Annotated in this window: 32 protein-coding genes; 13 read left to right on the forward strand and 19 right to left on the reverse strand. The window is 65.3% G+C overall.

Annotation, left to right across the window (positions count from 1 at the left end):
* Positions 1-25: 25 nt before the first annotated feature.
* The 4 genes from OU426_RS05325 to tatA are packed head-to-tail and all read right to left on the reverse strand — an operon-like array spanning position 26 to position 2,596.
* Positions 26-868: an ATP-binding protein gene (locus OU426_RS05325; protein ID WP_267632815.1), complete on the reverse strand. Its 843-nt coding sequence runs from the start codon at positions 866-868 to the stop codon at positions 26-28.
* Positions 865-1,716: a twin-arginine translocase subunit TatC gene (tatC, locus tag OU426_RS05330; protein ID WP_267632816.1), complete on the reverse strand. Its 852-nt coding sequence runs from the start codon at positions 1,714-1,716 to the stop codon at positions 865-867. Before tatC ends, OU426_RS05325 begins: the two co-directional genes overlap by 4 nt.
* Complete coding sequence (gene tatB, locus OU426_RS05335) at positions 1,713-2,360, reverse strand: Sec-independent protein translocase protein TatB (protein WP_267632817.1); 648 nt, start codon at positions 2,358-2,360, stop codon at positions 1,713-1,715. Before tatB ends, tatC begins: the two co-directional genes overlap by 4 nt.
* Positions 2,361-2,389: 29 nt before the next feature.
* On the reverse strand, positions 2,390-2,596 hold the full coding sequence (gene tatA, locus OU426_RS05340; protein ID WP_267632818.1) for a twin-arginine translocase TatA/TatE family subunit: 207 nt from the start codon (positions 2,594-2,596) through the stop codon (positions 2,390-2,392).
* Positions 2,597-2,787: 191 nt separating this feature from the next.
* On the opposite strand from tatA, the gene OU426_RS05345 reads away from it, so the two are divergent.
* Together OU426_RS05345 and OU426_RS05350 are read left to right on the forward strand one after the other, a co-directional pair.
* Positions 2,788-3,123 (forward strand): hypothetical protein, encoded by a 336-nt coding sequence (locus OU426_RS05345; RefSeq protein WP_267632819.1) that lies wholly within the window; start codon positions 2,788-2,790, stop codon positions 3,121-3,123.
* A 31-nt stretch (positions 3,124-3,154) separates the two neighbouring features.
* Entirely contained in the window at positions 3,155-3,835 is a 681-nt protein-coding gene (locus OU426_RS05350; RefSeq protein ID WP_267632820.1) for a helix-turn-helix transcriptional regulator, read from the forward strand.
* A gap of 67 nt (positions 3,836-3,902) precedes the next feature.
* Here OU426_RS05350 and OU426_RS05355 read toward each other — a convergent pair whose 3' ends face one another.
* A complete protein-coding gene (locus OU426_RS05355) occupies positions 3,903-4,985 on the reverse strand; it encodes an ABC transporter ATP-binding protein (RefSeq protein WP_420712568.1) in 1,083 nt (360 codons plus the stop codon).
* Between the two features lie 106 nt (positions 4,986-5,091).
* Positions 5,092-5,871, reverse strand: a complete 780-nt coding sequence (locus tag OU426_RS05360) for an SDR family oxidoreductase (protein WP_267632822.1) — start codon at positions 5,869-5,871, stop codon at positions 5,092-5,094.
* Positions 5,872-5,965: 94 nt separating this feature from the next.
* Here OU426_RS05360 and OU426_RS05365 point away from each other — a divergent pair, with 94 nt between their 5' ends.
* Positions 5,966-6,976: a Hint domain-containing protein gene (locus OU426_RS05365; protein WP_267632823.1), complete on the forward strand. Its 1,011-nt coding sequence runs from the start codon at positions 5,966-5,968 to the stop codon at positions 6,974-6,976.
* A gap of 232 nt (positions 6,977-7,208) precedes the next feature.
* Positions 7,209-8,549 carry a DEAD/DEAH box helicase gene (locus OU426_RS05370; protein WP_267632824.1) on the forward strand — a complete coding sequence of 447 codons (1,341 nt, stop codon included), beginning with the start codon at positions 7,209-7,211 and terminating at the stop codon, positions 8,547-8,549.
* Between the two features lie 17 nt (positions 8,550-8,566).
* Here OU426_RS05370 and OU426_RS05375 read toward each other — a convergent pair whose 3' ends face one another.
* From OU426_RS05375 to OU426_RS05390, 4 genes are all read right to left on the reverse strand, one after another.
* The gene (locus OU426_RS05375; RefSeq protein WP_267632825.1) at positions 8,567-9,196 is read right to left on the reverse strand and encodes an SDR family oxidoreductase; all 630 of its coding nucleotides are present in this window, start codon (positions 9,194-9,196) and stop codon (positions 8,567-8,569) included.
* Between the two features lie 24 nt (positions 9,197-9,220).
* Entirely contained in the window at positions 9,221-9,640 is a 420-nt protein-coding gene (locus OU426_RS05380; RefSeq protein ID WP_267632826.1) for a DUF1178 family protein, read from the reverse strand.
* Positions 9,641-9,702: 62 nt separating this feature from the next.
* Entirely contained in the window at positions 9,703-10,173 is a 471-nt protein-coding gene (locus OU426_RS05385; RefSeq protein ID WP_267632827.1) for an NUDIX hydrolase, read from the reverse strand.
* Between the two features lie 127 nt (positions 10,174-10,300).
* Complete coding sequence (locus tag OU426_RS05390) at positions 10,301-11,539, reverse strand: 3-deoxy-D-manno-octulosonic acid transferase (protein WP_267632828.1); 1,239 nt, start codon at positions 11,537-11,539, stop codon at positions 10,301-10,303.
* 118 nt (positions 11,540-11,657) lie between these two features.
* Here OU426_RS05390 and OU426_RS05395 point away from each other — a divergent pair, with 118 nt between their 5' ends.
* Positions 11,658-12,575: a PHP domain-containing protein gene (locus OU426_RS05395; RefSeq protein ID WP_267632829.1), complete on the forward strand. Its 918-nt coding sequence runs from the start codon at positions 11,658-11,660 to the stop codon at positions 12,573-12,575.
* A 15-nt stretch (positions 12,576-12,590) separates the two neighbouring features.
* Here the strand turns inward: OU426_RS05395 and OU426_RS05400 are convergent, their stop codons facing one another.
* Together OU426_RS05400 and OU426_RS05405 are read right to left on the reverse strand one after the other, a co-directional pair.
* Positions 12,591-12,833 carry a CDGSH iron-sulfur domain-containing protein gene (locus tag OU426_RS05400; RefSeq protein ID WP_267632830.1) on the reverse strand — a complete coding sequence of 81 codons (243 nt, stop codon included), beginning with the start codon at positions 12,831-12,833 and terminating at the stop codon, positions 12,591-12,593.
* Between the two features lie 108 nt (positions 12,834-12,941).
* On the reverse strand, positions 12,942-13,550 hold the full coding sequence (locus tag OU426_RS05405) for a carboxymuconolactone decarboxylase family protein (RefSeq protein WP_267632831.1): 609 nt from the start codon (positions 13,548-13,550) through the stop codon (positions 12,942-12,944).
* Between the two features lie 313 nt (positions 13,551-13,863).
* Here OU426_RS05405 and OU426_RS05410 point away from each other — a divergent pair, with 313 nt between their 5' ends.
* Both OU426_RS05410 and OU426_RS05415 read left to right on the forward strand, forming a co-directional pair.
* Positions 13,864-14,385 (forward strand): GNAT family N-acetyltransferase, encoded by a 522-nt coding sequence (locus tag OU426_RS05410; protein ID WP_267632832.1) that lies wholly within the window; start codon positions 13,864-13,866, stop codon positions 14,383-14,385.
* A gap of 380 nt (positions 14,386-14,765) precedes the next feature.
* Positions 14,766-15,575 carry a class I SAM-dependent methyltransferase gene (locus tag OU426_RS05415; RefSeq protein WP_267632833.1) on the forward strand — a complete coding sequence of 270 codons (810 nt, stop codon included), beginning with the start codon at positions 14,766-14,768 and terminating at the stop codon, positions 15,573-15,575.
* A 66-nt stretch (positions 15,576-15,641) separates the two neighbouring features.
* Here the strand turns inward: OU426_RS05415 and OU426_RS05420 are convergent, their stop codons facing one another.
* Together OU426_RS05420 and OU426_RS05425 are read right to left on the reverse strand one after the other, a co-directional pair.
* On the reverse strand, positions 15,642-16,400 hold the full coding sequence (locus OU426_RS05420) for an EcsC family protein (protein ID WP_267632834.1): 759 nt from the start codon (positions 16,398-16,400) through the stop codon (positions 15,642-15,644).
* Positions 16,401-16,450: 50 nt separating this feature from the next.
* Positions 16,451-16,939 carry a GNAT family N-acetyltransferase gene (locus OU426_RS05425; RefSeq protein WP_267632835.1) on the reverse strand — a complete coding sequence of 163 codons (489 nt, stop codon included), beginning with the start codon at positions 16,937-16,939 and terminating at the stop codon, positions 16,451-16,453.
* Positions 16,940-17,014: 75 nt separating this feature from the next.
* Between OU426_RS05425 and OU426_RS05430 the strand changes: the two genes are divergently transcribed.
* The 3 genes from OU426_RS05430 (at position 17,015) to OU426_RS05440 (ending at position 19,958) form a co-directional block, all read left to right on the forward strand.
* Positions 17,015-17,599 carry a flavin reductase family protein gene (locus OU426_RS05430; RefSeq protein ID WP_267632836.1) on the forward strand — a complete coding sequence of 195 codons (585 nt, stop codon included), beginning with the start codon at positions 17,015-17,017 and terminating at the stop codon, positions 17,597-17,599.
* A gap of 85 nt (positions 17,600-17,684) precedes the next feature.
* On the forward strand, positions 17,685-18,095 hold the full coding sequence (locus OU426_RS05435; protein WP_267632837.1) for an OsmC family protein: 411 nt from the start codon (positions 17,685-17,687) through the stop codon (positions 18,093-18,095).
* Positions 18,096-18,227: 132 nt separating this feature from the next.
* The gene (locus tag OU426_RS05440; RefSeq protein ID WP_267632838.1) at positions 18,228-19,958 is read left to right on the forward strand and encodes an ATP-dependent nuclease; all 1,731 of its coding nucleotides are present in this window, start codon (positions 18,228-18,230) and stop codon (positions 19,956-19,958) included.
* A 304-nt stretch (positions 19,959-20,262) separates the two neighbouring features.
* On the opposite strand, the gene OU426_RS05445 is transcribed toward OU426_RS05440, so the two are convergent.
* On the reverse strand, positions 20,263-20,676 hold the full coding sequence (locus OU426_RS05445; RefSeq protein ID WP_267632839.1) for a BrnA antitoxin family protein: 414 nt from the start codon (positions 20,674-20,676) through the stop codon (positions 20,263-20,265).
* Positions 20,677-20,947: 271 nt separating this feature from the next.
* On the opposite strand from OU426_RS05445, the gene OU426_RS05450 reads away from it, so the two are divergent.
* Positions 20,948-21,325, forward strand: coding sequence for a hypothetical protein (locus tag OU426_RS05450; RefSeq protein ID WP_267632840.1), 378 nt, complete (start codon positions 20,948-20,950; stop codon positions 21,323-21,325).
* Between the two features lie 42 nt (positions 21,326-21,367).
* Here the strand turns inward: OU426_RS05450 and OU426_RS05455 are convergent, their stop codons facing one another.
* Genes OU426_RS05455 through OU426_RS05465 form a run of 3 tightly spaced genes read right to left on the reverse strand, consistent with a single transcriptional unit; the run spans position 21,368 to position 22,455 of the window.
* Positions 21,368-21,730, reverse strand: coding sequence for a diacylglycerol kinase (locus tag OU426_RS05455; protein WP_267632841.1), 363 nt, complete (start codon positions 21,728-21,730; stop codon positions 21,368-21,370).
* 43 nt (positions 21,731-21,773) lie between these two features.
* Positions 21,774-22,127, reverse strand: coding sequence for a YigZ family protein (locus tag OU426_RS05460; protein WP_267632842.1), 354 nt, complete (start codon positions 22,125-22,127; stop codon positions 21,774-21,776).
* A 43-nt stretch (positions 22,128-22,170) separates the two neighbouring features.
* Positions 22,171-22,455 (reverse strand): DUF6455 family protein, encoded by a 285-nt coding sequence (locus OU426_RS05465; RefSeq protein WP_267632843.1) that lies wholly within the window; start codon positions 22,453-22,455, stop codon positions 22,171-22,173.
* Positions 22,456-22,610: 155 nt separating this feature from the next.
* Between OU426_RS05465 and OU426_RS05470 the strand changes: the two genes are divergently transcribed.
* Entirely contained in the window at positions 22,611-22,850 is a 240-nt protein-coding gene (locus tag OU426_RS05470; RefSeq protein ID WP_267632844.1) for a DUF8831 family protein, read from the forward strand.
* On the opposite strand, the gene OU426_RS05475 is transcribed toward OU426_RS05470, so the two are convergent.
* Positions 22,847-23,098 carry a DUF167 domain-containing protein gene (locus OU426_RS05475; RefSeq protein ID WP_267632845.1) on the reverse strand — a complete coding sequence of 84 codons (252 nt, stop codon included), beginning with the start codon at positions 23,096-23,098 and terminating at the stop codon, positions 22,847-22,849. The genes OU426_RS05470 and OU426_RS05475 overlap by 4 nt on opposite strands.
* Positions 23,099-23,157: 59 nt before the next feature.
* Here OU426_RS05475 and OU426_RS05480 point away from each other — a divergent pair, with 59 nt between their 5' ends.
* Entirely contained in the window at positions 23,158-24,255 is a 1,098-nt protein-coding gene (locus OU426_RS05480; protein ID WP_267632846.1) for a histone deacetylase-like amidohydrolase, read from the forward strand.
* The last annotated feature ends 137 nt before the right edge of the window (positions 24,256-24,392 follow it).

Raw genomic sequence — 24,392 nt, forward strand, 5'->3', positions numbered from 1 at the left:
TCGACGAGCCCCGCCGGCCCGAGGCTCAGAAGCTCACGCCCTTGCGCGCCGCCAGATCGGTGAAGAACTGCCAGGCCACCCGCCCCGACCGCGCGCCCCGCGTGGCCTGCCATTCGATCGCCTCGGCGCGCAGCTCCTCCTCGCCCACCACGACGCCATGGGCCGCGCAATAGCCGCGGATCATCGCGAGATATTCGTCCTGCGAACAGGGATGGAAGCCCAGCCACAGGCCGAACCTGTCGGAAAGCGAAACCTTCTCCTCCACCGCCTCAGACGGGCTGATCGCGGTCGAGCGTTCATTCTCGATCATGTCGCGCGGCATCAGGTGGCGGCGGTTCGATGTGGCATAGAAGATCACGTTCTGGGGCCGCCCCTCAATCCCGCCGTCCAGAACCGCCTTCAGCGCCTTGTAATGCTGATCGTCGTGGCTGAACGACAGGTCGTCGCAGAACAGAAGGAAGCGCCGCGCGGGGGCTGCGCGCAGGTGCGCCAGAAGCCGCCCGATCGAGGGCAGATCCTCGCGGCTCAGTTCAACGATGGCGAGCGCCTGCCCCTGCCGCAAGACCTCGGCATGGACCGCCTTCACCAGCGAGGATTTTCCCATCCCGCGCGCGCCCCAGAGAAGCGCATTGTTCGCGGGCAGGCCGCGTGCGAAATGCAGCGTATTGGCCAAGAGCGTGTCGCGCGCCCGGTCGATGCCCACCAGAAGCGGCAGGTCGACCCGGTTGACCTCTGGCACCGGGTCCAGCCGGTCCGGCCCTGTATGCCAGACGAACGCATCGGCGGCGGAAAAATCCGGCGCCGCCCCCGGCGCGGGCGCCAGACGCTCCAGCGCCGCCGCAATCCGCGCGAGCTCGTGCTCGCTCACGCCTCGTCCTCCTCATCCTCTACCCAGGTGCCATCGGCCCGCGCCTGTGCCTCGCGGTCGCGCTCGAACTTCTGCACGAAGAGGATCGAGATTTCATACAGCGGGTAGACCGCAGCAAAGAGGATGATCTGAGAGAATATGTCGGGCGGCGTCACGATGGCGGCGATGGCGAGAATGCCCACCACCGCATATTTCCGCGTGTGCTTCAGCCCTTTCGAGGAGATCAGCCCCGCCCGCCCCATCAGCGTCAGGAGGACCGGCAGCTGGAAACAGAGGCCAAAGGCCATCACGAAGGTCATGGTCAGCGACAGATAAGCCTCGATCGAGCCCTGATAGACGACGCCCGTCGGCACCGCGCCCAGCGCGCTGCCACCTTCGGCTGCCTGCTGCTGAAACGTATCGGCGAAGCCCAGGAAGAAGGTGAAGGCGAAGGGCAGGATGATGAAATAGGCAAACGCCCCACCGATGAAAAACATCACCGGCGAGGCGACAAGGAAGGGCAGGAAAGCGTTCTTTTCCGACCGGTAGAGGCCCGGCGCCACGAAGCGCCACATCTGATAGGCGATGATCGGGAAGGCCATGGCGAACCCGCCCCAAAGCGCGATGCGGATCGCGACGAAGAAGCCCTCCTGCATCTTGATCAGTACCAGACGGCATTCCTCGCCCCGCTCGGCCAGCACCTGGCACATCGGATGGGAAAGGATGTTGAAGATCGGCTGCCAGATCACATAGCCAAGGATGAAACAGACCGCATAGGCGGCAATCGAGATCAGGACGCGGTTCCTGAGCTCCTTGAGATGCTCGATCAGCGGCTGGGCGGTATCGTCGATCGTGTCGTTGGCGCTCATGCGTCAGTCGCCTTCTTCGCGCGCGGCTTCGCAGGGGGTTTCTCGGCGGGTTTCGCGGCGGGTTTCACGGCAGCCTTCGGCGTAGTTTTCGGTGTGGCCTTCGCATCGGCGGTCGCGGCGCTGCGGATGCGGCCCGGCGTCTTGGCGGCAGGCTTGACCACGGTCAGGTCACCCGCATCGACCGCCTTCAGCTTCGCGCCCATCTCCTCGATCACCGCCTTGCGCGCCGCCTGCTTCTCGCGCAGCGCCTTTGTCGCGGGTCCCTCCGGAGCGGGCTTGCCCTCTTCCGCCGCTGGCGCGGGGTCGGTCGCTGCTGCGGCGGGCGCGGCCGGCGCCGCCTTGGTCGAGGTCTTCGTCGACTTCAGCGGATCCCACTTCTCGAACTTGTCGGCGGCGTCCTTCACCGCCGTGATCCCGAGGCTCTTGGCCGAGGTCGCGGCCTTCAGATCCTTGGCCACGTCGTTCACACCCGATTCGCGCGCTGCCTGATCCATGGCGCGCTGGAACTCGCGTGCCATCGAGCGGATCTTCGCGGTGAAACGGCCAAGCTGCCGGAACATTTCCGGCAGGTCCTCGGGGCCGATGACGATCAGCGCCACCACACCGATGACCAGAAGCTCGGTCCAGCCGATATCGCCAAACATGAGGCGTCCCCTTCAGGGCTAAGGGCCTGTCAGGCCTTGTCCTTTTCCTCGGGCGTCACGTCCTTGGCGGCAGACGCCGCCTCGCGCTCGATCTCCTCGGTGCCGTCCTTGACGCCCTTCTTGAACGCGGTGATGCCCTTGCCCACCTCGCCCATGAGCGAGCTGACCTTGCCGCGCCCGAAAAGCACCAGAACCACGATGGCGATCAGCAGAAGCTGCCAGGGTCCCATTTGCATGTCTTCATCCTCCGGATAGGCCGCCCTTCGCGACCGTCACCCCTGATCTAGTCCCGCGCGCGGGCCGATCAAAGGGCCAATTTGCATGTGACCTGCCCGAAACCCGGCGCGGGCCTATGCGACTGCTGACAGGTTTATGTCAGTTGCTCCCTTCTATAGCCGGAGCGTCGATTGAAGAAAAGGAGACCGACATGACCCGAACCCTCACCGCCGAGATCGTGACCTTCCGCGCCGCCCCCGGCATCGGCGCAGAAGAGATGCGGACCCGCGCCGCGGGCGTCACCCAGTGGCTCGAACGTCAGCCGGGTTTCGTCGCCCGCACCCTCAGCCACGCCGAGGACGGCAGCTGGACTGACCATGTCGTCTGGGCCAGCCGGGCCGAGGCGCTGGCGGCGGGAGAAGCCTTCATGGCAGAGCCGTCCGCCGCCCCCTTCATGCAGGCGATCGCACCCGCGAGCGTGGCCATGAGCCATGCCGAGGTGGTGGTGCGGCAGACCGCCCCGTCCGACATGATGGCCGAGGCTTGACGCGCGCCCGGGCGCGGTCATGCTCTGACCCATGCGCTCGGACCGGCTCTTCGACCTGATCCAGATACTCAGGGACGGAAAACTCCACCGCGCGGCGGACCTCGCCGCGCGGCTCGAAGTGTCGACCCGCACGATCTGGCGCGACATGGCCACGCTGCAGGCCTCGGGCCTGCCGGTCGAGGGCGAACGCGGCGTGGGCTATATGCTCACCGCGCCGGTCACGCTCCCGCCCGTGGCGCTGACGCTCCAGGAGATGGAGGCGCTGCGTCTCGGGATCGCGCTGGTGGCCAGCGCCGCCGACGCGGGCCTCTCCTATGCGGCCCATACGCTCGGTCAAAAGATCGCCGCCGTCTCGCCCGCCGCGGGCAACCTGCCGCCCGTCGACACCTTCGTCTTCGCCGGTCCCGAGGCGCAGAAGGCGGCGCCGCACCTGCCCAAGCTGCGCGCGGCAATCTCCAGCGCCGAAAAGCTCGACATGACGTACCGCGACCTCGCCGGACGCGAGAGCCTGCGGCGCATCCGGCCCCTGCAACTCGAATATTGGGGCCGGGTCTGGACCGCGACCGCCTGGTGCGAAAGGCGCAAGGATTTCCGTACCTTCCGGGTCGATCTGATGCTGGCCCTCACCCCGACCGGCGAGACATTCGTCGCGGAACCCGGCAAGACGCTCGCCGACTTCAAAGCCCGCCCGATGCCCTCCTCGTCGCCCTGAGGCGCATCACCGATCGGGCGCTCGTCGTGCCCGCGCCCGCCGAGGAGCGCCGAAGGCGACGACGAGGCTACTGCTTGGGGAAGACGAAACAGCGGTCGCGCCTGAGCATCAGCCACATGGCCGTCCCCGGTTTCGGCAGAAAGACCGCAGGCACAGTTGCCTTCAGGCTCGCCCCGCCGTCCTCAAGCCGGAATTCCACCAGACTCTCGCGCCCCAGAAACCGCGCCCGCTCCACCACCGCCCGCGCCGCCGTCCCGTCCTGCGGCGTCGGCAGGGGGCCGCGCCCGTTGCGGTCGAAATCGATCTTCAGATGCTGCGGGCGGATGACGATATCGACGGGCGTGCCGTCAGGCACGCCGGGCGTGAGGAATTCGCCGAACGGCGTTGCGGTCAGGGCGCCCCGAACTTCGCCTTCCAGAACGTTGATATCGCTAAAGAAAGCCGCCGCCGCCCGGTCGACCGGCGCATTGTAGATATTGTAGGGCGCCCCCCGCTGCACGATCCGGCCCGCGCGCATCAGAAGGATCTCGTCGGCCATCCGCATCGCCTCATGCGGCTCATGCGTGACCAGAAGAACCGCCGTCCCCTCTTCCTTCAGAAGCGCCAGCGTCTCGTCGCGGATCCCGTCCCTCAGCCGCTCGTCGAGGCCCGAGAAAGGCTCGTCCATCAGGAGGATGCGCGGCCTTGGTGCCAGCGCGCGGGCGAGCGCCACGCGCTGCTGCTCGCCGCCCGACAGTTCATGGGGATATTTCCCCCCGAAGCCAGAAAGCTTCACCCGGTCCAGCAAACCGCCGATCCGCGCCTCGCGGTCCGCCGCATGGCGCGCAAGGCCAAAGCCCACATTCTCCGCCACCGTCAGATGCGGGAAGAGCGCGAAATCCTGAAACATCAGCCCGATTGCGCGCCTCTCGGGCGGAATGCGGAAGACCGTGTCACAGACAAGCGACCCGTCGACGAAGATCCTGCCCGTGTCCTGCATCTCGACGCCGGCGATCATCCGCAAGGTCGTCGACTTGCCGCAGCCCGAGGGGCCGAGGAGGCAGGTCACCTGCCCCGCCGGAATGGTGAACGAGACATCGTCCACCACCCGCCGCCCGCCAAAGGCGCGGGTCAGGTTCTGCACCTCAAGCCGCCGGGTCTGATCGCTCACTGGTCCGTCCTTGCCCGCCCCGCCCATCCCTTAGCGAAAATGTCGGGCTTTCCGCCCCGATAGCAGGGCCGCCCGGGTCAGGCAAGCGCGGCGGGCAGGCACGCGATCAGAGCGTGGCATTCATCGCACCGCCGTCCAGAAGGATATTCTGCCCGACGATGAAGCCCGCATGTGTTGAGCACAGGAAGGCGCAGGTCGCACCGAATTCGGCCGCCGTGCCGTAACGCCGCGCCGGGATCGTCGCCATCCGCTCCGCCGCCGCCGCCTCGATCGATATGCCCTTGGCCTTCGACACGCCGCTGTCGAGCGACACAGCCCTGTCGGTCGCATGAATGCCCGGCAGAAGATTGTTGATCGTCACCCCCTGCGGCGCCACCTGCCGCGCGGTGCCCGCGACGAAGCCGGTCAGCCCGGCGCGGGCGGCGTTCGACAGCCCCAATTGCGGGATCGGCGCCTTGACCGATTGCGAGGTGATATTGACCACCCGCCCCCAGCCCTGGGCGATCATGCCAGGTAGCGCCCATTGCATCAGCGCGATCGGCGTCAGCATGTTGGCATCAAGCGCACGGATGAAATCCTCCCGGCTCCAGTCCGACCAGAGGCCGGGCGGCGGCCCGCCCGCGTTCGTCACCAGAATGTCGACCTCCCCCGCCGCCGCCAGAACCGCCGCGCGCCCGCCCTCCTCGGTAATGTCACCCGCCACCGCCGTGACCCTCACGCCATGCGCCGCCCGGATCGCCGCCGCCGTCGCCTCCAGCGCCTCGGCCCCCCGCGCATTGATCACCAGATCGACGCCCGCCGCCGCCAAGGCTTCGGCGCAGCCACGCCCCAACCCTTTCGACGCCGCCGTCACCAGCGCCCGTTTACCCCTGATTCCCAGATCCATCCTATCCTCCCTTGATGGCCCGAGACTGCCGCAGCCCGCCGCGACTGGCCAGAGGCGGCTTGACGCTACGGCGGTTCCGGCGCAAGGGAGCGTCATGGAGGACGACAGCACCATAAGACCCGGCCCCGCGGTCCAGGCCTACCAGGCCGGGGCGATCCGCGTCGTTGTCGGCGCCAACCTGCGCGATCCGGTGGGCGGGGTTGAGGACCTTGAGCTTGGCGATGTCTACCGTCTGAAACCCGAGGCGCGCACCAAACGGCTAGTCCTCTCGCTCGGCGGCGCGCCCGGTGCCGCGCAGCAGGTGGCCGGGGGCTCCGACATCGGCAAGCCCGGCGATCTTGTCTATCCGCTTGCCGTCCTCACCTTCCTCGCTCCTGACGGCGAACGGCTCGCCCTTGTCACCGTCTGGCATGAAGCTTCCGAGACGACCTTCGCCCTGCCGCTGTCACCGATGGTGCCCGGCGTCGAATATACGCTCGTCGAGGCGCACCGCGATTTCGCGGGGCTGAGGCTTGGCGACGTGATCTGCGTTTCCTTCGCTGCCGGAACGCTGATCACCCGCCCCGGCGGCGCACCTGAAGCGATCGAGAAGCTGAAGATCGGCGATCCGGTCCTGACCCGCGACAATGGCCCCCAGCCGATCCGCTGGATCGGCAAGGCGACCTTGCGCGCGGCGGGGTCCTTCGCGCCCGTGGTCATTTCGGCCGGAACGCTCGGCAATCTTGGCGAGCTCGTCGTCAGCCCCCATCATCGCATCTTCCTCTACCAGCGCGGCGCCCGCCGCCTTGGTGGCACCGCCGAGGTTCTGGTGCAGGCCAAGCATCTGGTCGACGGCGACCGGGTCTGGCGGCGCGAGGGCGGCTTCGTCGATTACTACAGCCTCGTCTTCGACCGGCACGAGATCATCTTCGCCGAAGGCGTCGCCGCCGAAAGCCTGATGGTGAACGAGGAAACCGTGCGCCTTCTGCCCGAGGACCTGGCCGACGATCTGCGCAGCCGCTTCCCGGGCCTCAGGCAAAGCCAGTATTACGGCACCGAGGCGGGCGCGCGCGCCCTTGAAAGCCACGGACGCCAGCATTTCTTCCGCCCCGAACGCAAGAGCTGACGGGTTTTGCTTGACTTCCGGGGCCTCAGGCCCCATGTGCCCCCTGCCCAGTGCCGCTGCCGCGTGAGCAGCCGCGCCCCATCTGGTGGCGCAAAGGCCGGGCAAAGGTTCCCATATCACGCGGGGGTCCAGTGGCCATGATGGGCCACGCCCCGCCCGATACCGTCGCCCGATCTCCGGGCTGGCGGCCCCTTTTCTCTTCGGCGCAGACCCGCGCCAGACAGGACCAATTGTGACTGCAACTTTCGCCACGCTCGGCATCGCGCCGCGCATCCTTGAAAACCTTGGCCCCATCGGGCTGACCAATCCCACGCCGATCCAGACCCGGGCGATCCCCGAACTGCTGAAGGGCCGCGACCTTCTGGGCCTCGCCCAGACCGGCACCGGCAAGACCGCGGCCTTCGGCCTGCCGATCCTTTCCGCACTCATCGCCATCGGCAAGCGCCCGCTGCCCAAGACCGCCCGCGCCCTCATCCTCGCGCCGACCCGCGAACTTGCCACCCAGATTACCGAGAACCTGCAGGCCTTCGCCGCCGAAACCCCGGTCCGCACCGCCCGCGTGGTGGGCGGCGCCTCGATCAATGCCCAGGCCGACCGGCTGGCGCGCGGCACCGATATTCTCGTGGCCACCCCCGGCCGCCTGCTCGACCTTCTGGACCGCAAGGCGATCTCGCTTGCCGAAGTCCGCTTCCTCGTCCTCGACGAGGCCGACCAGATGCTCGACATCGGCTTCATCCATGCGCTCAGGAAGATCGCCCGCCTTCTGCCTGCCGAACGCCAGACCATGCTCTTTTCGGCCACCATGCCGAAACTGATCGAGGAACTGGCCCAGACCTATCTGAAAGACCCGATCCGGGTCGAGGTGGCGCCCCCCGGCAAACCGGTCGAGCGCATCACCCAGAGCGTCCATTTCGTCAATCAGGGCGAAAAGGCGAAACTCCTCTCCGATTATCTCGGCGAGCATCTGCAGGAACGCGCCCTCGTTTTCGCCCGCACCAAGCACGGGTCGGACAAGCTCTGCCGGCTTCTCGAAAGCTGGGGCTTCGGCGTCGCCGCGATCCACGGCAACAAGAGCCAGAACCAGCGCGAAAAGGCGCTTGCGGCCTTCCGCGCGGGCGAGATCAAGGTACTGGTCGCCACCGACGTCGCCGCCCGCGGCATCGACATTCCCGACGTGAAGCATGTCTACAATTTCGACCTGCCGAACGTGCCCGACAATTACGTCCACCGCATCGGCCGCACCGGCCGCGCCGGCAAGGACGGCCGCGCCGTCGCCTTCTGTGCGCCGATGGAATTTGCTGACCTGCGCGCCATCGAAAAGACCATGGGCCAGCCGATTCCGGTGATCGGCGGCGACATCCCGGCCGAGGCGGCAAAAGTCGACAACCGCGCCCGCAGCGGTCAGCGGCAAGGGGCCCGTCCGGGCCAGAACCACGGGCAGAAGCACGGCGGCAAGGCCTCCGAAGGCCAGCACAAGCGCCCCGCCCGCCGCCCCTCGCGCCGCCCCAAGGCTGAACAGCAAGGCAAATCGCACGGCGGCGCTGCCGCCCCGGTGCGCGCCAAGCACCACTGATCAGGCGCGCGGCCGGTTCAGAACGGAACCGGCCGCCCCGCCCAATCCTCGAAGACACCGCTCGTGGCGGGCGACAGCGCCTCGATCCGGGCCATCAATCCGCCAACGGACTGCGCAACGGTGATCTCGGCCGGGGCCCCGCCCATGCCGGTCTTCACCCAGCCCGGGTGATAGATGCCGACCGCAATCCCCTCGGGCCGCAGGTCGGTCGCCAGATTGCGCCCCAGATTGACCGCCGCCGCTTTCGAGGCCCGGTAGATGTAGCTGCCCCCCGGCGCCCGCGTGCTCGACCCCATGGCCGAGGCGAGAATGGCGATCTTCGCCCCCTCCGCCCGCCGCAGCGCGGGCAGGAAGGCCTGAGCCGTCAGAAAGACCCCGGTCACATTGACGGCAAACCCCTCGGCCCACAGATCCGGCGCCGCGCCGCGCGGCAGGACACCTGCATTGCAGATCAGAAGATCGAGCGGACCCGCGCCAAAGGCCTCTGCCGCCTCAGCAACCGAAACCGGATCGCGCACATCCATGCCGATCTCGCCCGCGCCGGGCCTGCCCCGCACCGTACCGAACGCCACATGGCCCCCATCGCGATAGGCCGCCAGCAGCCCCGCACCGATCCCGCGCCCAGCCCCGGTGATCAGCACCCGCATCGGCCTATCCTTTGTCTTGAAAAGTCAGTTCACCTTGCGCGCGGGCATGAAAGGCAGGGGCGCGACCGGCACCCCCTCCTCGATCAGCTTCCTGGCCTCGTCGCTCCGCGCCTCGCCATAGATCGACCGGTGCGGCCGCTCGCCCTCATGCATCGCGCGCGCCTCGGCCGCGAAATTGAGGCCGACATATTCGGAATTCTCCTCGACCTGACGGCGCAGCGCAGCCAGGGCCGCCTCGACCTCGCTCGCCGGGCGCTGCAGCGGCTTGGCCTCTTCCGTCCCCTGACTGACCGCAGGCGCCATCAGATCCTTCGTCACCTTCACCGACCCGCAGACCGAACAGGCGACCATCCCGCTCGCGTTCAGCTTGTCGAACGCGTCAGAGCTCTTGAACCAGCTTTCAAAGCCGTGGTCCTGATCGCAGGTAAGCCGGTAACGGATCATGGTCCTTCACGCGCAAGTTTGCCGAATCTGACGTGACAGAGATGGCGATTTTCGGGGCGGATTCAACCTTTTCCCGCAGCCGCACCTGTTTCCGACGGCGGGCGGAAGTCCGCAAGCAGGCTTTTCAGCTCCGGCTCCGCCACAGCAATCGACGCCGCCTCGGGGCTGAACCATTCGCGCCGCCTGATGCCCATCTCGGGGAAGGCGTAGCTCAGATAATTCACCTCGACCGCATGAACCAGAACCCGGCAGGGGATCGCGGCCCCCGCAGGCATCGCCTTGTCGTAGGAATAGGCGCCCGCCTCGCCGGGGATAAGCCGCCCGATGACGCCCGCCTCCTCATGCGCCTCGCGCAGTGCCGAGGCGCCGCCCTCTTCCTTTTTCTTCGGCCAGCCCTTGGGCAGGACCCAGCGCCCGGTGTCGCGGCTGGTCACCAGAAGGATCTCGCAGGCCTCGCCACCCGCGCGCCGATAGCACAGCGCGGCATGCTGGCGGGCAAGGCCCGCGCCATTGGTGCGTTTCCCTTCCTTCATCTCCGCTCTTCCGGGGTCTTGGCGCCCCGGTCCCTGCCTCGATTGTAACGATTTTGTAACAAGGTAGCAGGAACGGCGCGCAATGCCACCCCTTTAGACAGCTTCCGCCCGGAAGCTTGCGAAAATGTTACTTTTCCGCCGCGTCCGGGCCCGCTTTCAGACCGGTCAGCCGCGCGAATTCGCCCTCGAAGGCCGCAAGCCCGGCCTCGGCCCCGAAAGCCGCAAGCGCCCGGCCTCCGGCATCGGCCAGCGCCGCCTGCCCCGCCCCGTCGCCCAGAAGCCGGTCGAACTCTCGTTCCAGATCCGCCGCCCCCCCCACCGCGACCGCGCCCCCAGAGGTTGCGAGCGCAGCATAGGCAGGCGCGAAATTCTCCAAGGACGGCCCGTGAAGGATCGCCGCGCCATGGGCGGCGGGTTCGAACGGCGTATGCCCGCCGCGCGGGGCGAGCGAGCCGCCCACGAAACAGATTCCCGCCGCACCGTACCACAGGTCCATCTCGCCCATCGTATCGGCCAGATAGACCGGCGCGTCTCCCTCCGGCGCGCCGCCGCGCGAGCGGGTGGCGAAAGAAAGCCCCCGCGCCGCGATCTCCGCCTCGACTTCGTCGCGCCTGCGCGGATGGCGCGGCGCAAGGATCAGCCGCGCGCCCGGATGGCGCGGCAGCACCGAAGCAAACGCCTCCAGAACCGCCGCCTCCTCGCCCTCATGGGTCGAAGCCGCCAGAATGGTCCGCACCCGGTCGAACCCCGCAACCGGCGCAGCACCCGCCACTGCCGCCGCCTTCAGAACCGTCACCGGTCCAAGCCGCGCGTCCGGCAGGCCAAGGCCCAGAAACCGCGCCCGCGCTGCCTCATCCTGCGGCGCCAGCCAGGAAATCGGCCCGATCACCCGACGCGCCAGCCCGGGCATCCAGCCCCAGATCCGCGCCGAGCGCGCCGACATCCGCCCGCCCAGCACCAGAACCGGCACGCCGCGCGCCGCACATTCGCTCAGACGATGCGGCCACAGCTCGTTCTCGATCATCACCAGCGCCACCGGGCGCACCCGGTCAAGAAAGGCGCGCACCAGCGGCAGATGATCGACCGGCGCCAGCCGGACGTCGCAGGCCTCAAGCCCCCAGCCCCGCACCATCTCGCGCGCCGTCAGGCTGTTCACCGTGATCATCAGGCGAAGCTCCGGCCAGCGCGTCCTCAGCCGCGCCACCACACCCCGCGCCGCCTGCATCTCGCCGTTCGAGGCGCCATGCAGCCAGACGACCGGCCCCTCGCAGGCCTCGGGCGCCGTGACCCGCTCGCGCTCCGCCGCTCCGCGCGTCGCGCGAAGCCAAAGGAAGGCAAGTGAAGACAGGATCCGGTAGATCACCATGCGCCCGCTCTGCCACGGCCCGTCCCCTGACGCAATGTCCGACCCGCTGCCCTTCGACGCCCCCTTTTCCTCGCCGCAGTCAAAGGGCACTCTCGCACCAGCAAACCCGGAGCCCCCGATGACCGACGCTTTCACCGCCCCCGGCCGCTTCTTCCGCGGCAATCTTCACACCCATTCGACCCGCTCCGACGGCGTCCTCTCGCCCGAAGAGGTCTGCCGCCGCTACCGCGCCGAAGGCTATGATTTCATGGCTCTGACCGACCATTTGGTCGGCGCCTTCAAATATCCGATGGTCGACACGCGCGACTTCCGCACCCGGGATTTCACCACGCTCATCGGTGCCGAGTTGCATGCAGGCAGCATGCAGAACGGCGAGGTCTGGCATATCCTCGCCGTGGGGCTGCCGTTCGACTTCACCCCGCCCGACCAGCCGTGGTTCGACGCCCATGACGGATCGGAAAGCGCCGCCGCGCTTGCCACCCGCGCCCGCAACGCGGGCGCCTTCGTCGCCGTCGCCCATCCGCAATGGTCGGGCCTGACGCTCGCCGACGCCCGCACGATCGAGGCGGCACACGCGGTCGAGATCTACAATCACGGCTGCTACGCGGGCTGCGACCGGGGCGACGGTTTCGCGATCAACGACCTCCTCCTAACCGAAGGCCGCGCGCTGTCGCTCGTCGCCACCGACGATGCGCATTTCTCCGAACCCGACCATTTCGGCGGCTGGGTGATGGTCAAGGCCGAGGAGAACGACCCCGACGCCATCCTCGCCGCGCTGAAGGCCGGCCACCATTATTCCTCGCAAGGCCCCGAAATCCGCCGGGTCGAGATCACCGACAAATCCGTGGTGGTCGAATGTTCCGCCGCCACCTCGGTCATCGTCCAGGGCAAGGGCACGGCGGCCCGCGCCATCCACGGCCATTCGATGACCCGGGCCGAGATCCTGCTCGAACGCTTCCGCAAATCCCCCTGGATCCGCGTCACCGTCATCGACGCCGCCGGCCGCCGCGCCTGGTCGAACCCCTACTGGCTCTGACCCGGGGCGCGCCGCTCAAAGCCCCTTGTGCGTGCCGTCGCAGAAGGGCGCCTTGCCGCTTTGCTTGCAGCCGCAGAGCCAGACTTTCTTCGTCTCCTCTGCGGTGAATTTCACCGGCGTGATCGAGGTCGCCTTGTGGCTGCCGTCACAGAAAGGCTGGTTCTGCGACCGACCGCAAGCGCACCAGAAATAGGTTTTTCCGGCCTCGACCTCGACAGGATAGGGGGCTTTCTGGGCGATCTGGGGGACGTCCGACATCTGGCTCTCCGGCTGGACCTGACACGGGCCAAACCTCACCCTCGGCACCCTGTGCGTCAATTGCGATGAAAGGGCCCAACCGCACGCAACCTGTGCGCGGCTGCGGCGTCAGCGGTGGTTCCAGTCGTCCGGATCGGCAGAATTCCCGGGCGAGAGACCCAGTACATCGCCCTCGGTCGAACAGCCGAGACCCAGCACCGTGCGGTTGGCATAGGCGAAATAGGCCGTCACCTGATTGATCTCGAGGATCTCGCCGTCGCTCCAGCCCGCCGCCCGCAGCGCCGCGACATCGGCCTCGACCATCCCCGCCGGATCGCGCGTCAGCTTCCTCGCATAGTGAAGCGCCGCCTGTTCGCGCGGATCAAGCGGCAGCGCCTCCGGCGCCCCCGCCTCCATCCCCCGCCGCAAGGCGCCCGCCCGAGCCTCATCACCCAGAAGCCGCCTCAGCCCGGCGAAATGGTGATCGACGCAATAGGCGCAGCCGTTCAGGAGGCTGACCCAGACCCCGATCACCTCGAGAAACCATTTCGGCACCCGGTTGCCAGAATGATGCAGCACGTACTTGTAGACCGCCATATGCGCCTCCATCGTATGGGGGCGCAGCGAGTGCATCATCATGATATTGTCGACATTGTCGTCCGGGCCCTTCACCCGGTCATAAAGCTGACGCAGCCTGCCGCTGCTCTCCTCATAGGGGACGGTTTCGATCCAGGGCATTGGCCTCTCCGGGTGAAGACATCAGACCTTTGCAGAGCGCCCCTGCCGCGTCAATGGCCCCGATATGGCGCCCCGTCGGCGCCGCCAATGCGCGGGATCAAGGCTCGCAACGCGACCCGCCGGGCAGCGCCTGACCGCCCGCCAGACCGCGCCCGAGCAGGACAGCAGACAAGGGCCGCAATGCCGACAAACGCACCGGTCGAAAATCGGAGCAACGGTTTGATCGTGCCGAAGCTGGCTGGACGGGTGTGAAAGTCACGACCTAGAACTGCGTCAGGACTGCTCGGAAGTCCGGCCTGCGCGGAGCTGCGGCATGGAATCGCTCGACATCGTCGAAATGAAGACCCCCGAGGACATCGAAGAGGTCCGCAGCCTGATACGCGCCTTCGTGGCATGGCTCTATGAGACCTTCCCCGAAGAGACGGAGGAAATCGACTACTACTACGGCCCGGAACGACTGGCCGCTGCACTGGCAGAGGTCCCGACCAGCTTCATGCCGCCACAGGGGCTGACCTTTGTCGCCCGCCACGGCGGGGTGGCGGTGGGCTGCGTTTCCGCGCATCCGTTCGGCCCCGGCATCGCCGAACTGAAGCGCCTCTTCGTCCTGCCGTCTCAACGCGGCATGGGATTGGGGCGGGCGTTGTTCGAGACCATCGTCGCGCGAATGAGCGAATGGGGCTACCCGACCGTGCGGCTCGACACCGCCACCTACCTGACCGATGCCATCGCACTCTACCGCAGGCTGGGGTTCGTCGAGATCGCCCCCTATTACGACCTGCCTCCCGTGGCGCAGCGAACGACCGTCTTCATGGAACTGCGCCGCCAAGGCCGATAGTAAAGCCGAACGCTCCGGAGCGGCTCCCGCGCCTTGCAATTTGGCGGACCGGCAATTCCGCTTTCCAATTGCCCCGCTATCCGGGTTCATGGACGGCCGTTCGCCAGCCCCCCGGGGCAGCGCCCGATCGCGCGCCCGGACGACACCCCTGCACGAATGCGCGGCCAGACCGTGATCTGGACGAAGAAGACATTTGCGGTCGCGACAACGGGTCGCGCGGCCCCCAACTACTTTGGTTCGAAATCTCAACCGAAAGCAATTTCTTCAGCTAGCCAGTCCCTTTCCTCGGTGTGGCTGAACCTCGACGGGCATTTATTGCTGGGCCGGGCTCAAAACTGCTCTATGAATTGGCGGGCAGGAGCAACCGAAGGACCTATCCGATGGCGAACGAAGCGTTTCAGCTGAGTGACAGCGCGGTCACTGCCTACGAAGATCAGAAAGTGAAAGCAATGTTCGGACCGTTGGCCCGAGCAACCCTAGCGAAGATTCACGTGACTGAAAAAGATGCCATTCTCGATCTCGCGTGTGGAACTGGCATTGTCGCTCGAACAATTCTCGAACAGGTGGCGCCGGCGAAACCGATTGTTGGAGTGGATCTGAACGAGGGTATGGTCCGCAAAGCCAGAGAAATCACGCAGAGCGATTCTTCGAAATTCAGTTGGCATGTGGCGAATGCTGAGAATCTACCTTTTGCCTCAGGCACTTTCTCACTGACCATCTGTCAACAGGGCATGCAATATTTCCCAGATGAAGCGGCGGTTCTAGAAGAAATCAGAAGGGTCTCGGCCAAGAACGCAAAGCTCGTCATAACCGTATGGGCCGGGGCAAGTGACTTCTTTCTTGCAATGGCGGACTCCGTTGGACGTCATGTTGACCCAGGAATAGGTGAGAAATACCTCGCACCTTTCAGCTACAGAAATATCGAACAACTGCCCACCACGATGAAGAGTGCGGGTTTCAAGAACATCAATGTCGAACGCATCGCTGTCGACCGGACCATGGTAAATATCCATTCAAGCATCAAAAATGAAATTCTTGGCCATCCTGCCGGACCTAAAGTTCTGGAAGCAGGTCAAGCCGTCGTTGATGCGATTGCTGCGGACATTATCGCGGCCTGCACAGAGTATAGAAGAGGCGATGACATGATCGTCCCTCAACTCGCATATTTGTGCACGGCATCTGCAGGGTAGTCGCCATTCTGTGCGTTCGTTTTGGCCTCAAACCAGTCATTTCGGCCGTCCGCATCGAAAAATCCCTCACCCCTCCCGCGTCACCAACCGTGCCAACTCGGCCCGGAAGGCCCGGTGCACCGTCTCCTCGCCATGATCCTTCACCAGCCGCATCACGCCAAAGCGGACGCGGGCGATCTCCTGGTAATAATCGGTGAAGGCATAGTTGATCCCGGCCCCGGCCATGGCGCCGAGGATCGGCACGGCCTTGGCGGCGAGCGTCTTGCCCAGCATCGCCGAGAAAGCGGGCAGAACGCGGGCCAGAACCGCATTCAGCGTGGCGCTGTTCAACGACAGCCGCGCCCCGAGGAAGGTGGAGTTCACCCCGTCATCGCCCGGCCCCGGCGCGCCCGATCCGAAGATGTCGAGGCAGATCATCCGCACTTCCTCGCTCTCGGGGTCGAAGCCCGCCTCGGCCGCCGCCTTCTGCATCGCACCGAACATCACCATCACGGTTGCAGGCAGTTCGACCATGGCGCTCGCAAGCCCGACCGAGCCTCCCGCCGCCCCGCTTGCGGCCGCCGCCAGCTTGTGCCCCCAGGCGCCCGTGTCCGGCAGACGCTCCCGCGCCTGCCCCGCGCCCTTGTAAAGGCCGCTCAGCATCTGCCGCGCGCCCGCATCGAAGGCGGCACGCGCGGGCGCGGGCAGGCCCGCGAACCAGGCCTCCGCCTTGCCGCCCAGCGCATTCAGCGCCCGCATCATCGGCCCGTTCACCTTCGCGGCACGCCGCGCCAGCGCGGTCACCTCGCGCGCCATCTCCTCGGGTAGACGTTCGATCTCGGCCATCCGGCCCTCCTCAAGCCCCTTCTGTCGAAATGGCCCCTGCCGCGCGCGGTTCAAGGCCCGGCCTTCTCCACCCGCCCCCCGACGCCCGCCCAGGCCCCCGGCTGCAGCTCCAGCCCCAGAACCCGGTCGGGGTTGGTGGGCGGCGGCATCTCGACCCCTTCCAGCTTCTCGAAGCCGAAGCGCCGGTAATAGGGCGCGTCGCCCACAAGCAGCACCCTCTCCCAGCCCAGCCTGCGCGCCTCGCCGAGGCTTTCGCGCATCAGAAGACCGCCCAAGCCCTCGCCCTGCCGCGTCGGATGCACCGCCACGGGGCCCAGAAGCAACACCCGCTGCCCCGCCACCTGAACCGGCCAATAGCGGATCACCGCCGCCAATATCCCGTCATCGTCGCGCAGGACATGGCAGAGGTCCTTCACCTTCTCGACCCCGTCCCTCAGCCGGTAGGAGGACAAGGCCGTCCGCCCCGGCGCGAAGCAAAGGTCATAGAGAGCCTCCACCTCCCACCAGTCGGCCTCCGTCTCCTCCTCGAGCCTGTACAAGCGCGCCTCCGATTCCTCTGGTCAACGCGCCTAACATGGGCCTAACTCCCGTTCAAACCCTGACGAAAGGCCCCCATGTTCTACGAACCGAAAAACGGCCACGGCCTGCCGCACAACCCGCTCACCGCCATCGTCCAGCCCCGCCCCATCGGCTGGATCTCGACCCGCGGCCCCTTGGGCGACAACCTCGCCCCCTATTCCTTCTTCAACGCCGTCGCCTACCAGCCGCCCCAGGTCATGTTCGCCTCCACCGGCCGCAAGGACAGCGTGACGAATGCCGAGGCCACCGGCGTCTTCGCCGTCAACATCGTCGAATGGGCCGCGCGCGCGGCGATGAACCTCACCTCCGGAGCCTACCCGCCCGGCACCGACGAATTCGCCCTCGCCGGCCTTCCAAAGGCCGAATGCCAGACCATCGACTGCCCCCGCCTCGCCTCCGCCCCCGCCACGCTCGAATGCCGCGTCACCCAGATCCTGACCCTAAAAGGCCAGGACAATTTCCTGATCCTGGGCGAGGTCACCGGCATCCACCTGCGCGACGACTGCCTGATTGACGGCTATTTCCGCGCCACCCTCTTCCGCCCGGTGGCGCGCGGCGGCTACAAGGATTATTCCGTGGTGGGCGAGCATTTCCAGATGACCCGCCCGGACGAGACCTGACCTCCTCGAAGCCCTCCGGGCACTCGTCGGTCGAGACACGACGAGAAGCGAAGCGCCCGAGGAGCCGCACCTGAAAGGACCAAAGATGAAATCCACCGTCACCTGGACCGGCAACCGCACCTTCTTGGGTCAAACCGAGGGCGGCCATGCCATCGCCTTCGGCACGGCACACGGGCCGAGCCCCAAACCCGGCCCCTCGCCGATGGAGCTTCTCCTGATCGGGACGGGGGGCTGTTCGGCCTGGGACGTGGTGAACATCCTCGAAAAGGGGCGGGAGCCGGTCGAGGGCTGCGAGGTGCGGCTGGAGGCTGAGCGGGCAGAGACCGACCCCAAGGTCTTCACCCGCATCCACCTGCAGTTCGTGGTCAAGGGCCGCGGCCTCAACCCCGCCAAGGTCGCCCGGGCGGTGGAGCTTTCCGCCGACAAATATTGCTCGGCCTCAGTGATGATGGCGAAGACGGCGGTGGTGACGCACGGGTTTGAGGTGGTGGAGTAAACGATCCGTGATACGGGCTATCGTTAATAGCCCGTCAGTTGTTCCAAGCTGCGCCAAACTATCTTGACGCGAAGCGAGAACGGAGATCATCCTCAGAGGGAAGCATCACGTGGTCCCGAGCTGGAGGGCGCCTTGAAACTCGTTTCATTTTCTGTTGAAAACTATAGAAGCATTACAGCCGCACGGAAGATCCCTCTCTCGGACTATTCGCTTCTAATTGGCGCCAATAATGAGGGAAAATCAAACATTCTTCACGCCCTGACGCTCGCGATGAACACACTCGTGGATTGGCATCAAAGTATTAGGAGAACCATAGACGGGCGAGTCATAAAAGTCATGACCGGGCCGGTGTCAGGGCGATACTCTCGATCTGGTTATAATTGGGAGACAGACTTTCCAATTAGCAAACAGGATCGCGCGAATGCGACAAGCACGACCAATATTACGCTCGAGTTTGAGCTTGACGAAGCCGAAACACTGTCATTTAAGGAAGAAGTAAAGAGCAATCTTAACGGTACACTTCCATTGATGATTTCATTTGGCCCAGATCAATTGAATGTCTCCATTAAAAAGCCAGGTAGAGGGCAGGCCAGTTTAACAAAGAAAGGCGCACGCATCGCAGACTTTATTTCGCAGCGAGTCAACTTCGAATACATACCCGCAATCAGAACAGCGGAGGCCGCGAGTAAAGTCATATCGCAACTCGTCGAAAGAGAACTTTTTAGACTGGAATCCGATCCACAGTTTCAAACTGCCGTATCAAGGATAGATGAGCTGCAGAAACCTATTTTTGACGACCTGGCCAGCACGATCCAATCGACAATCACGAATTTTCTCCCGAGTGTAAAGTCGGTTGAGCTGAAGGGTCGGCAAGAGGCTAGGTATCGCTCGCTTCGGCGCGACGTCGAGATAGTAATCGATGACGGCAACCTGACGCGGCTAGAACGCAAGGGAGATGGAGTGCAAAGCCTTGTCGCACTTGCCCTTATGCGACACGCATCTGCTCAAAGCGCGAGGAAGCGGCGAACGATTATCGCAATAGAAGAGCCCGAGTCGCATTTGCATCCGAGGGCAGTTCATGAGCTCAGGGTGGTGATTGAGGCGCTTGCACAAGAGAACCAAGTCGTTCTGACAAGCCATTCACCTCTGTTCGTTGACCCAAACAATTTGAGAAACACAGTGATTGTAAAGGGTAGCAAGGCCGCGCCTGCTGCTCATGTCTCTGAGGTCCGTGAGGCGCTAGGTGTCCGGTTCTCGGATAACTTACAGAATGCTAGGCTGGTTCTGTTAGTTGAGGGAACCAATGACGTCACCGCATTGCGGCCAATTTTAAGCGCTCGCAACGAAATGCTTGAATCAGCGCTTAGAAATGGAACAATTACTTTCGACCATCTAGGCACCGCAAGCGCCTTGCGGCAGAAAGCGTCTTTTTACCAAGCCGGGGCCTGCGGGATCCAGTGTTTCTTGGATGGCGACAAGGCTGGACGCGCTGCTGTTGACAAAGCCATTGGTGATAGAGTAATTAACCTGAGGGATGCAAATTTATGCACAGTCCCTCACCTTCAGGAATCCGAATTGGAGGACTTATACGATCGGACGCTGTATGGTCAGACGTTTCTGGATGAGTTTGGTGTTGACCCACGACGTCGGCCTGCTGGAAAGGCAAAAGAGAAGTGGTCTGACGCAATAGGGCGCCTTTTCAGAGACGCTGGGAAGCCTTGGAATGATGACATTAAAGCTGAGGTAAAAGGGTGGCTGGCCAAATTTGCTGCTGCCAACGCAAGTCAAATAGTCAAGAGCGAATTAGAAGGACCTCTGAACAGCTTCATCGAAACAGTGGTCGCAAAACTACCGAAAACGTGATGCGCTCTGCTGCTTGTTCGCTCGGCTCCTTACTCCTTCCACCGCGCAGGGCCATAGCCCTGCGCGCCGCGTCCGGCAACCGCTTCCCCGGCCGTGCGCCTGACGCACGGTCGGCCCCCGCCCCCCGGGCGGCGGGGGCTTCACCCCCAACGGGGCGGGCGCCGTACGTGCCCGAATCGTCGGAGCGGCTGAGGGCCCCTTGGCGCTTCGTTGCCTCAGCGCCAATCGGACCGGGAAACGTGCCACTGGCACGTTTCCTGCCGCTCCTCCGGGCGCCAGCCCGTAGGTCGGGCTTCAGCCGGCTCTATCCCCCCTCGCGCTCCTCCCGTTCCTCCTCCATCAGCCGCGCCATTTCCTGCAGAAGGGCGATCCGCTCCCGCCGCTCCGCCGCCTGTACGGGCGGGTAGGCCACCGCCTCTGCCCCGCCCAGCACCTCGGCGAGCCGCGCATGCATGAAGGTGCGCAGCACGTCCGCCATCCGCACCGTATGGCCCGGCCCCATGGCGCGGAAGAATTTCACCACCTCGCCCTCGACCCACAAGGACAGGCGGACCTTGGTCGAGGGGACGCGCTGGCGGGCGATCTCGTGCCAGGCCTCGGGCAGCTGGCCTGACGCCGCCATGTCCCAGTGCAGGTGGAAGTCGAGTTCCTTCAGCGCTTCCGCCAGGTGATGGTAATGCGCCCGCGCCCGCCGCGAGCGGCCTGCGATCCGTGCCATGATTGCCCCGTGGTGATCCGTCTTTCGGCTGACGTGGGCCATCCTGCCCGGCCGCCGGTTCGCGCCGGATTAACGCGCCGCGCGGGTGTGCTGGCCTGCCATACGTCCAGGCCCACGTCTGGCGGCACCTCAGGGCGGGGGCGGTAAACCGGCGATTGAAACTGTGCGTCGGAGGGTCGGGGATCGCTGATTTCTGCGCACAGGCGCACAATTCTCGGCTATGCTTTCGCCTACCGGGGCATAAGACCCCGCAACGGAAGGGAGACGCAACATGTCCATATCTCGCGGTTTCCTTGTGATTGCGCCACTGTATCTGGCAATCGGCATCGGCTTCGGCATGCATATGGGCGCCTCGGGCGACCATACGATGGCCCCCGTGCACGCACATATCAACCTTCTGGGCTTCACCCTGATGATGATTTTCGGGATGGCCTACCACCTCTTCCCCGCCGCCGGCGAGTCATCCCTCGCCCGCATCCATTTCTGGCTGCATCAGGCCGGAGCCTTGGTGCTGCTCATCATGATTTTCTTGTTGTTTTCCGGCAAGTTGACCGAAGAGGCCATGTTCCCCCTCGCGCCACTCGCCGAGCTTGCGGTTCTGATCGGCGTCCTGATCTTCGCGCTGAACATGTTCCGCCACGCCCGCTGATCCCGGTCCGGGCGGAGACCCTATCCCGTCCTCCGCCCGCCCCTATCCGACAAGAATGACCAACCAGGCCACGCCCCCCGCCATCGCCGTCAGTGCGACCCCCGCCGATCCGCAGTCCTTGGCCTTCTTGGCGAACGGGTGACGTTCGGGCGAGATATGGTCGACGATCTCCTCGACCGCGGTGTTGAAAAGTTCGGCCGCAAGGATAAGTAGACCAAATCCAAGGAGAATTGCCCGTTCCGCCGTGGTCAGATCAAGCGTGAAGGCCAATGTGGCGGAGAGGATGTTGACGATGGTCCACTGGCGCAGCGACATCTCGCTCGCCCAGGCGGCGGTCCAGCCCTGCAGGGACCAGATGCAGGTATTCAGAAAGCGCCGGACCTGGCCCTTGATGAAGATGAACAATGATCCCTCCCCTTTTCCGCCGACAGTAGCGACGGACGATGTTTCAGGGAAGGGAGGAGAGATAAAGCCGCACCGCTTCAGCGACGTTACGAAACCGGTCGCCACCCAGATGCTTGCCGCCGTACCAGCGGGTCACGACGATCAGATGGTCCGCAAGCCCCGAGGCCTGCAGATGCTGCAAGATCACATTGCCCGCGCCCGCCTCGCCGTCGTCTCCCTTCAAGGGGCCGCCATCGGCAAGAAACGCCGCCCAGGAATTGTGGGTGGCGCGGGCGAAGCGCTTTTCGCGCTTCAATTCGACAAGAAAGGCCTGGATTTCCGCCCGTGACCGGGCGAGGCCGCCGGAGACGGCATATTTCGAGCCGCGATCATTGATGCCGGTATCGAGGATGAGCATGCCCTCTCCTCGCCCGGGCGGCGGCCGGGGTCAAGCCGGACGCTCAGACCAGATCGCGCAGGCCCTCTAGCACGGCGGCATTGGCGCACCAGGGCGGCGCCGCTTCGGCCCGGTCATGGTCCTCGACATGGTCGCGGCAGTCCCCTGCCGATCCGGTGCAGGCGCGGCAACGATCGACCATCGCCGCGAAATCGCTGCGCGAGAGAAATCCCTGATGCATGGCTTCCGACAGGTTCACCCCATGGCGCCGCGCCATTTCCCGGGTGAGGTAGAGATGCACGTCCATATCTGTCGAGAGGCGCGGGCGGGTCGCGGCTTGGGTCGGCATGATCTGGCGGTCCTTTTGCTGACGGCCCGGCGCGGCCATAGGCGGACCTTCGCGCCGCGCGGGGACGAAGACATTGAGCCAGATCAAGGAGCGCCGCCCCTCGAACTGCCCCGTACCACTGGCGCTCGGCCGGGCGCAGCGCTAGACTCAGGCCCATGTTTACGATCGAGCATGATTTCGACGCCACCGTCATTACCCTTGTCGACGAAGGGTCGAGCCACCTTGAAGAAGATGTGGTGATCCAGGGATTTGAGGAATGCGTGACCGTCGAACAGTATGACCAGCGCGAGGACAAGGTGGTGAAGATCGTCCTTTCCATGCATCAGGTGCAGGAACTCGCTGCGGCGCTGAACCTGCCCGAAGGCGTCTACCGGCTGAAGGAGCGCAAGGGCTAGGGCTCCACCCGGAAGGTCTTGTCGCGCGAGGTTTCGCCGCGCAGCAGGGTCAAGCGGGATTTCGCGATGCCCATTGCCTTGGCGAGAGCCGCCTGTACCGCGCGATTGGCCTTGCCGTCTTCGGGCACGACGGTCACATAGACGCGGATCTGACCGTCTTCGACCGTGATCCGGTCGCGCGCGGCTTTCGGCGTGACCCGCACGGTAAATTCGGTCCCGGGCCGGGCAAGATGGCTGAGGTCGGTCATCATTCCTCTCTGGTAGCGGTTCTAGCGTGGGGCTAGGGTCGCGGCAAAGGGAGAGGCGGATGAAAAGCGCTTTTTTCACCGATGAGCGGTGCTTTTGGCATCATGGCGGCAATTACGTGCTGACGGCGCCTGCGGGCGGCTATGTGCAGCCGGGCGGCGGCCTGCCGGAAAATCCCGAAACCAAGCGGCGGTTGAAGAACCTGCTGGAAGTCACGGGCCTGATGGCAGAAATGAAGGTTCGGGGCGCCGAAGTCGCAAGCCGCGGGGATCTGTTGCGCGTCCATCCGGCCGCCTACCTCGATGCGTTCAAGGCGGCTTCCGACGCGGGCGGAGGCGAGCTTGGCTTGCGCACGCCGTTCGGGCGCGGCGGGTATGAAATCGCTACGCTGTCGGCGGGGCTTGCGACAGCAGCGCTTCTGTCGGTGCTGAGGGGCGAGCATCCCAATGCCTATGCGCTGACCCGCCCGCCGGGCCATCACGCCACCGCCGACTGGCCGAACGGCTTTTGCCTCATCAACAATATCGCCGTGGCGGTCCGCGCCGCGCAGGCGGCGGGTCTGGCCCGCCGGATCGCGGTGGTCGATTGGGACGTCCATCACGGCAATGGCACCGAGGCGATCTTCTGGCGCGACCCCGAAGTGCTGACCATCTCGCTGCATCAGGAGCGGAACTATCCTTTAGATACCGGCGGTGTCGAGGCGCGCGGCGAAGGCAAGGGCCATGGGTTCAACCTCAATATCCCGCTGCCGCCAGGGACCGGGCATGAGAGCTATCTCGAGGCGATGGAGCGGATCGTGCTTCCCGCGCTGCACCGCTTCGGCCCGGACGCGATCGTGGTCGCCTGCGGCTACGACGCCTCGGCCTTCGATCCCTTGGGGCGGATGGTGGCGACGACCAAGACTTTCCGGGCGATGACCGGGCAGGTGAAGGCGGCGGCGGATGATCTGTGCGGCGGGCGCCTCGTTCTGGTGCATGAGGGCGGCTATTCGGAAATGCACGTGCCCTTCTGCGGCCATGCGGCGATCGAGGCGCTGACCGGATCGGCGATCCGCGCGCCCGACCCGCTGGCGGCGGCGCTGGAGGCGCGTCAGCCGGGGCCGGAGTGGCGGGCGCATGTCTCGGCCCATATCGCACGGCTAGCGGACTATTTTCTTTAGGCGCCTCGGCAGATACCGCGCGCCCTCCGATTTCTTGCGAAGAAATCGGACCGGACCCTTTGAAAGGGTCCGCGCGGATTTCGTGACGAAATCCGCCCCCCTTGATTGTCGGGGCGCGATGGCCGACATCAGCGGGG

The organism is Frigidibacter sp. RF13 (genome assembly GCF_026626305.1).
Lineage (GTDB): Bacteria > Pseudomonadota > Alphaproteobacteria > Rhodobacterales > Rhodobacteraceae > TMP-24.

What these genes read in the sequence shown, in the direction of transcription:
- tatC (WP_267632816.1), bottom strand. Translation starts at nt 1,716, where the DNA reads ATGAGCGCCAACGACACGATCGACGATACCGCCCAGCCGCTGATCGAG.
- tatB (WP_267632817.1), bottom strand. Translation starts at nt 2,360, where the DNA reads ATGTTTGGCGATATCGGCTGGACCGAGCTTCTGGTCATCGGTGTGGTG.
- tatA (WP_267632818.1), bottom strand. Translation starts at nt 2,596, where the DNA reads ATGCAAATGGGACCCTGGCAGCTTCTGCTGATCGCCATCGTGGTTCTG.
- OU426_RS05345 (WP_267632819.1), top strand. Translation starts at nt 2,788, where the DNA reads ATGACCCGAACCCTCACCGCCGAGATCGTGACCTTCCGCGCCGCCCCC.
- OU426_RS05350 (WP_267632820.1), top strand. Translation starts at nt 3,155, where the DNA reads ATGCGCTCGGACCGGCTCTTCGACCTGATCCAGATACTCAGGGACGGA.
- OU426_RS05360 (WP_267632822.1), bottom strand. Translation starts at nt 5,871, where the DNA reads ATGGATCTGGGAATCAGGGGTAAACGGGCGCTGGTGACGGCGGCGTCG.
- OU426_RS05365 (WP_267632823.1), top strand. Translation starts at nt 5,966, where the DNA reads ATGGAGGACGACAGCACCATAAGACCCGGCCCCGCGGTCCAGGCCTAC.
- OU426_RS05375 (WP_267632825.1), bottom strand. Translation starts at nt 9,196, where the DNA reads ATGCGGGTGCTGATCACCGGGGCTGGGCGCGGGATCGGTGCGGGGCTG.
- OU426_RS05380 (WP_267632826.1), bottom strand. Translation starts at nt 9,640, where the DNA reads ATGATCCGTTACCGGCTTACCTGCGATCAGGACCACGGCTTTGAAAGC.
- OU426_RS05385 (WP_267632827.1), bottom strand. Translation starts at nt 10,173, where the DNA reads ATGAAGGAAGGGAAACGCACCAATGGCGCGGGCCTTGCCCGCCAGCAT.
- OU426_RS05390 (WP_267632828.1), bottom strand. Translation starts at nt 11,539, where the DNA reads ATGGTGATCTACCGGATCCTGTCTTCACTTGCCTTCCTTTGGCTTCGC.
- OU426_RS05395 (WP_267632829.1), top strand. Translation starts at nt 11,658, where the DNA reads ATGACCGACGCTTTCACCGCCCCCGGCCGCTTCTTCCGCGGCAATCTT.
- OU426_RS05400 (WP_267632830.1), bottom strand. Translation starts at nt 12,833, where the DNA reads ATGTCGGACGTCCCCCAGATCGCCCAGAAAGCCCCCTATCCTGTCGAG.
- OU426_RS05405 (WP_267632831.1), bottom strand. Translation starts at nt 13,550, where the DNA reads ATGCCCTGGATCGAAACCGTCCCCTATGAGGAGAGCAGCGGCAGGCTG.
- OU426_RS05410 (WP_267632832.1), top strand. Translation starts at nt 13,864, where the DNA reads ATGGAATCGCTCGACATCGTCGAAATGAAGACCCCCGAGGACATCGAA.
- OU426_RS05415 (WP_267632833.1), top strand. Translation starts at nt 14,766, where the DNA reads ATGGCGAACGAAGCGTTTCAGCTGAGTGACAGCGCGGTCACTGCCTAC.
- OU426_RS05420 (WP_267632834.1), bottom strand. Translation starts at nt 16,400, where the DNA reads ATGGCCGAGATCGAACGTCTACCCGAGGAGATGGCGCGCGAGGTGACC.
- OU426_RS05430 (WP_267632836.1), top strand. Translation starts at nt 17,015, where the DNA reads ATGTTCTACGAACCGAAAAACGGCCACGGCCTGCCGCACAACCCGCTC.
- OU426_RS05435 (WP_267632837.1), top strand. Translation starts at nt 17,685, where the DNA reads ATGAAATCCACCGTCACCTGGACCGGCAACCGCACCTTCTTGGGTCAA.
- OU426_RS05445 (WP_267632839.1), bottom strand. Translation starts at nt 20,676, where the DNA reads ATGGCACGGATCGCAGGCCGCTCGCGGCGGGCGCGGGCGCATTACCAT.
- OU426_RS05450 (WP_267632840.1), top strand. Translation starts at nt 20,948, where the DNA reads ATGTCCATATCTCGCGGTTTCCTTGTGATTGCGCCACTGTATCTGGCA.
- OU426_RS05460 (WP_267632842.1), bottom strand. Translation starts at nt 22,127, where the DNA reads ATGCTCATCCTCGATACCGGCATCAATGATCGCGGCTCGAAATATGCC.
- OU426_RS05465 (WP_267632843.1), bottom strand. Translation starts at nt 22,455, where the DNA reads ATGCCGACCCAAGCCGCGACCCGCCCGCGCCTCTCGACAGATATGGAC.
- OU426_RS05470 (WP_267632844.1), top strand. Translation starts at nt 22,611, where the DNA reads ATGTTTACGATCGAGCATGATTTCGACGCCACCGTCATTACCCTTGTC.
- OU426_RS05475 (WP_267632845.1), bottom strand. Translation starts at nt 23,098, where the DNA reads ATGACCGACCTCAGCCATCTTGCCCGGCCCGGGACCGAATTTACCGTG.
- OU426_RS05480 (WP_267632846.1), top strand. Translation starts at nt 23,158, where the DNA reads ATGAAAAGCGCTTTTTTCACCGATGAGCGGTGCTTTTGGCATCATGGC.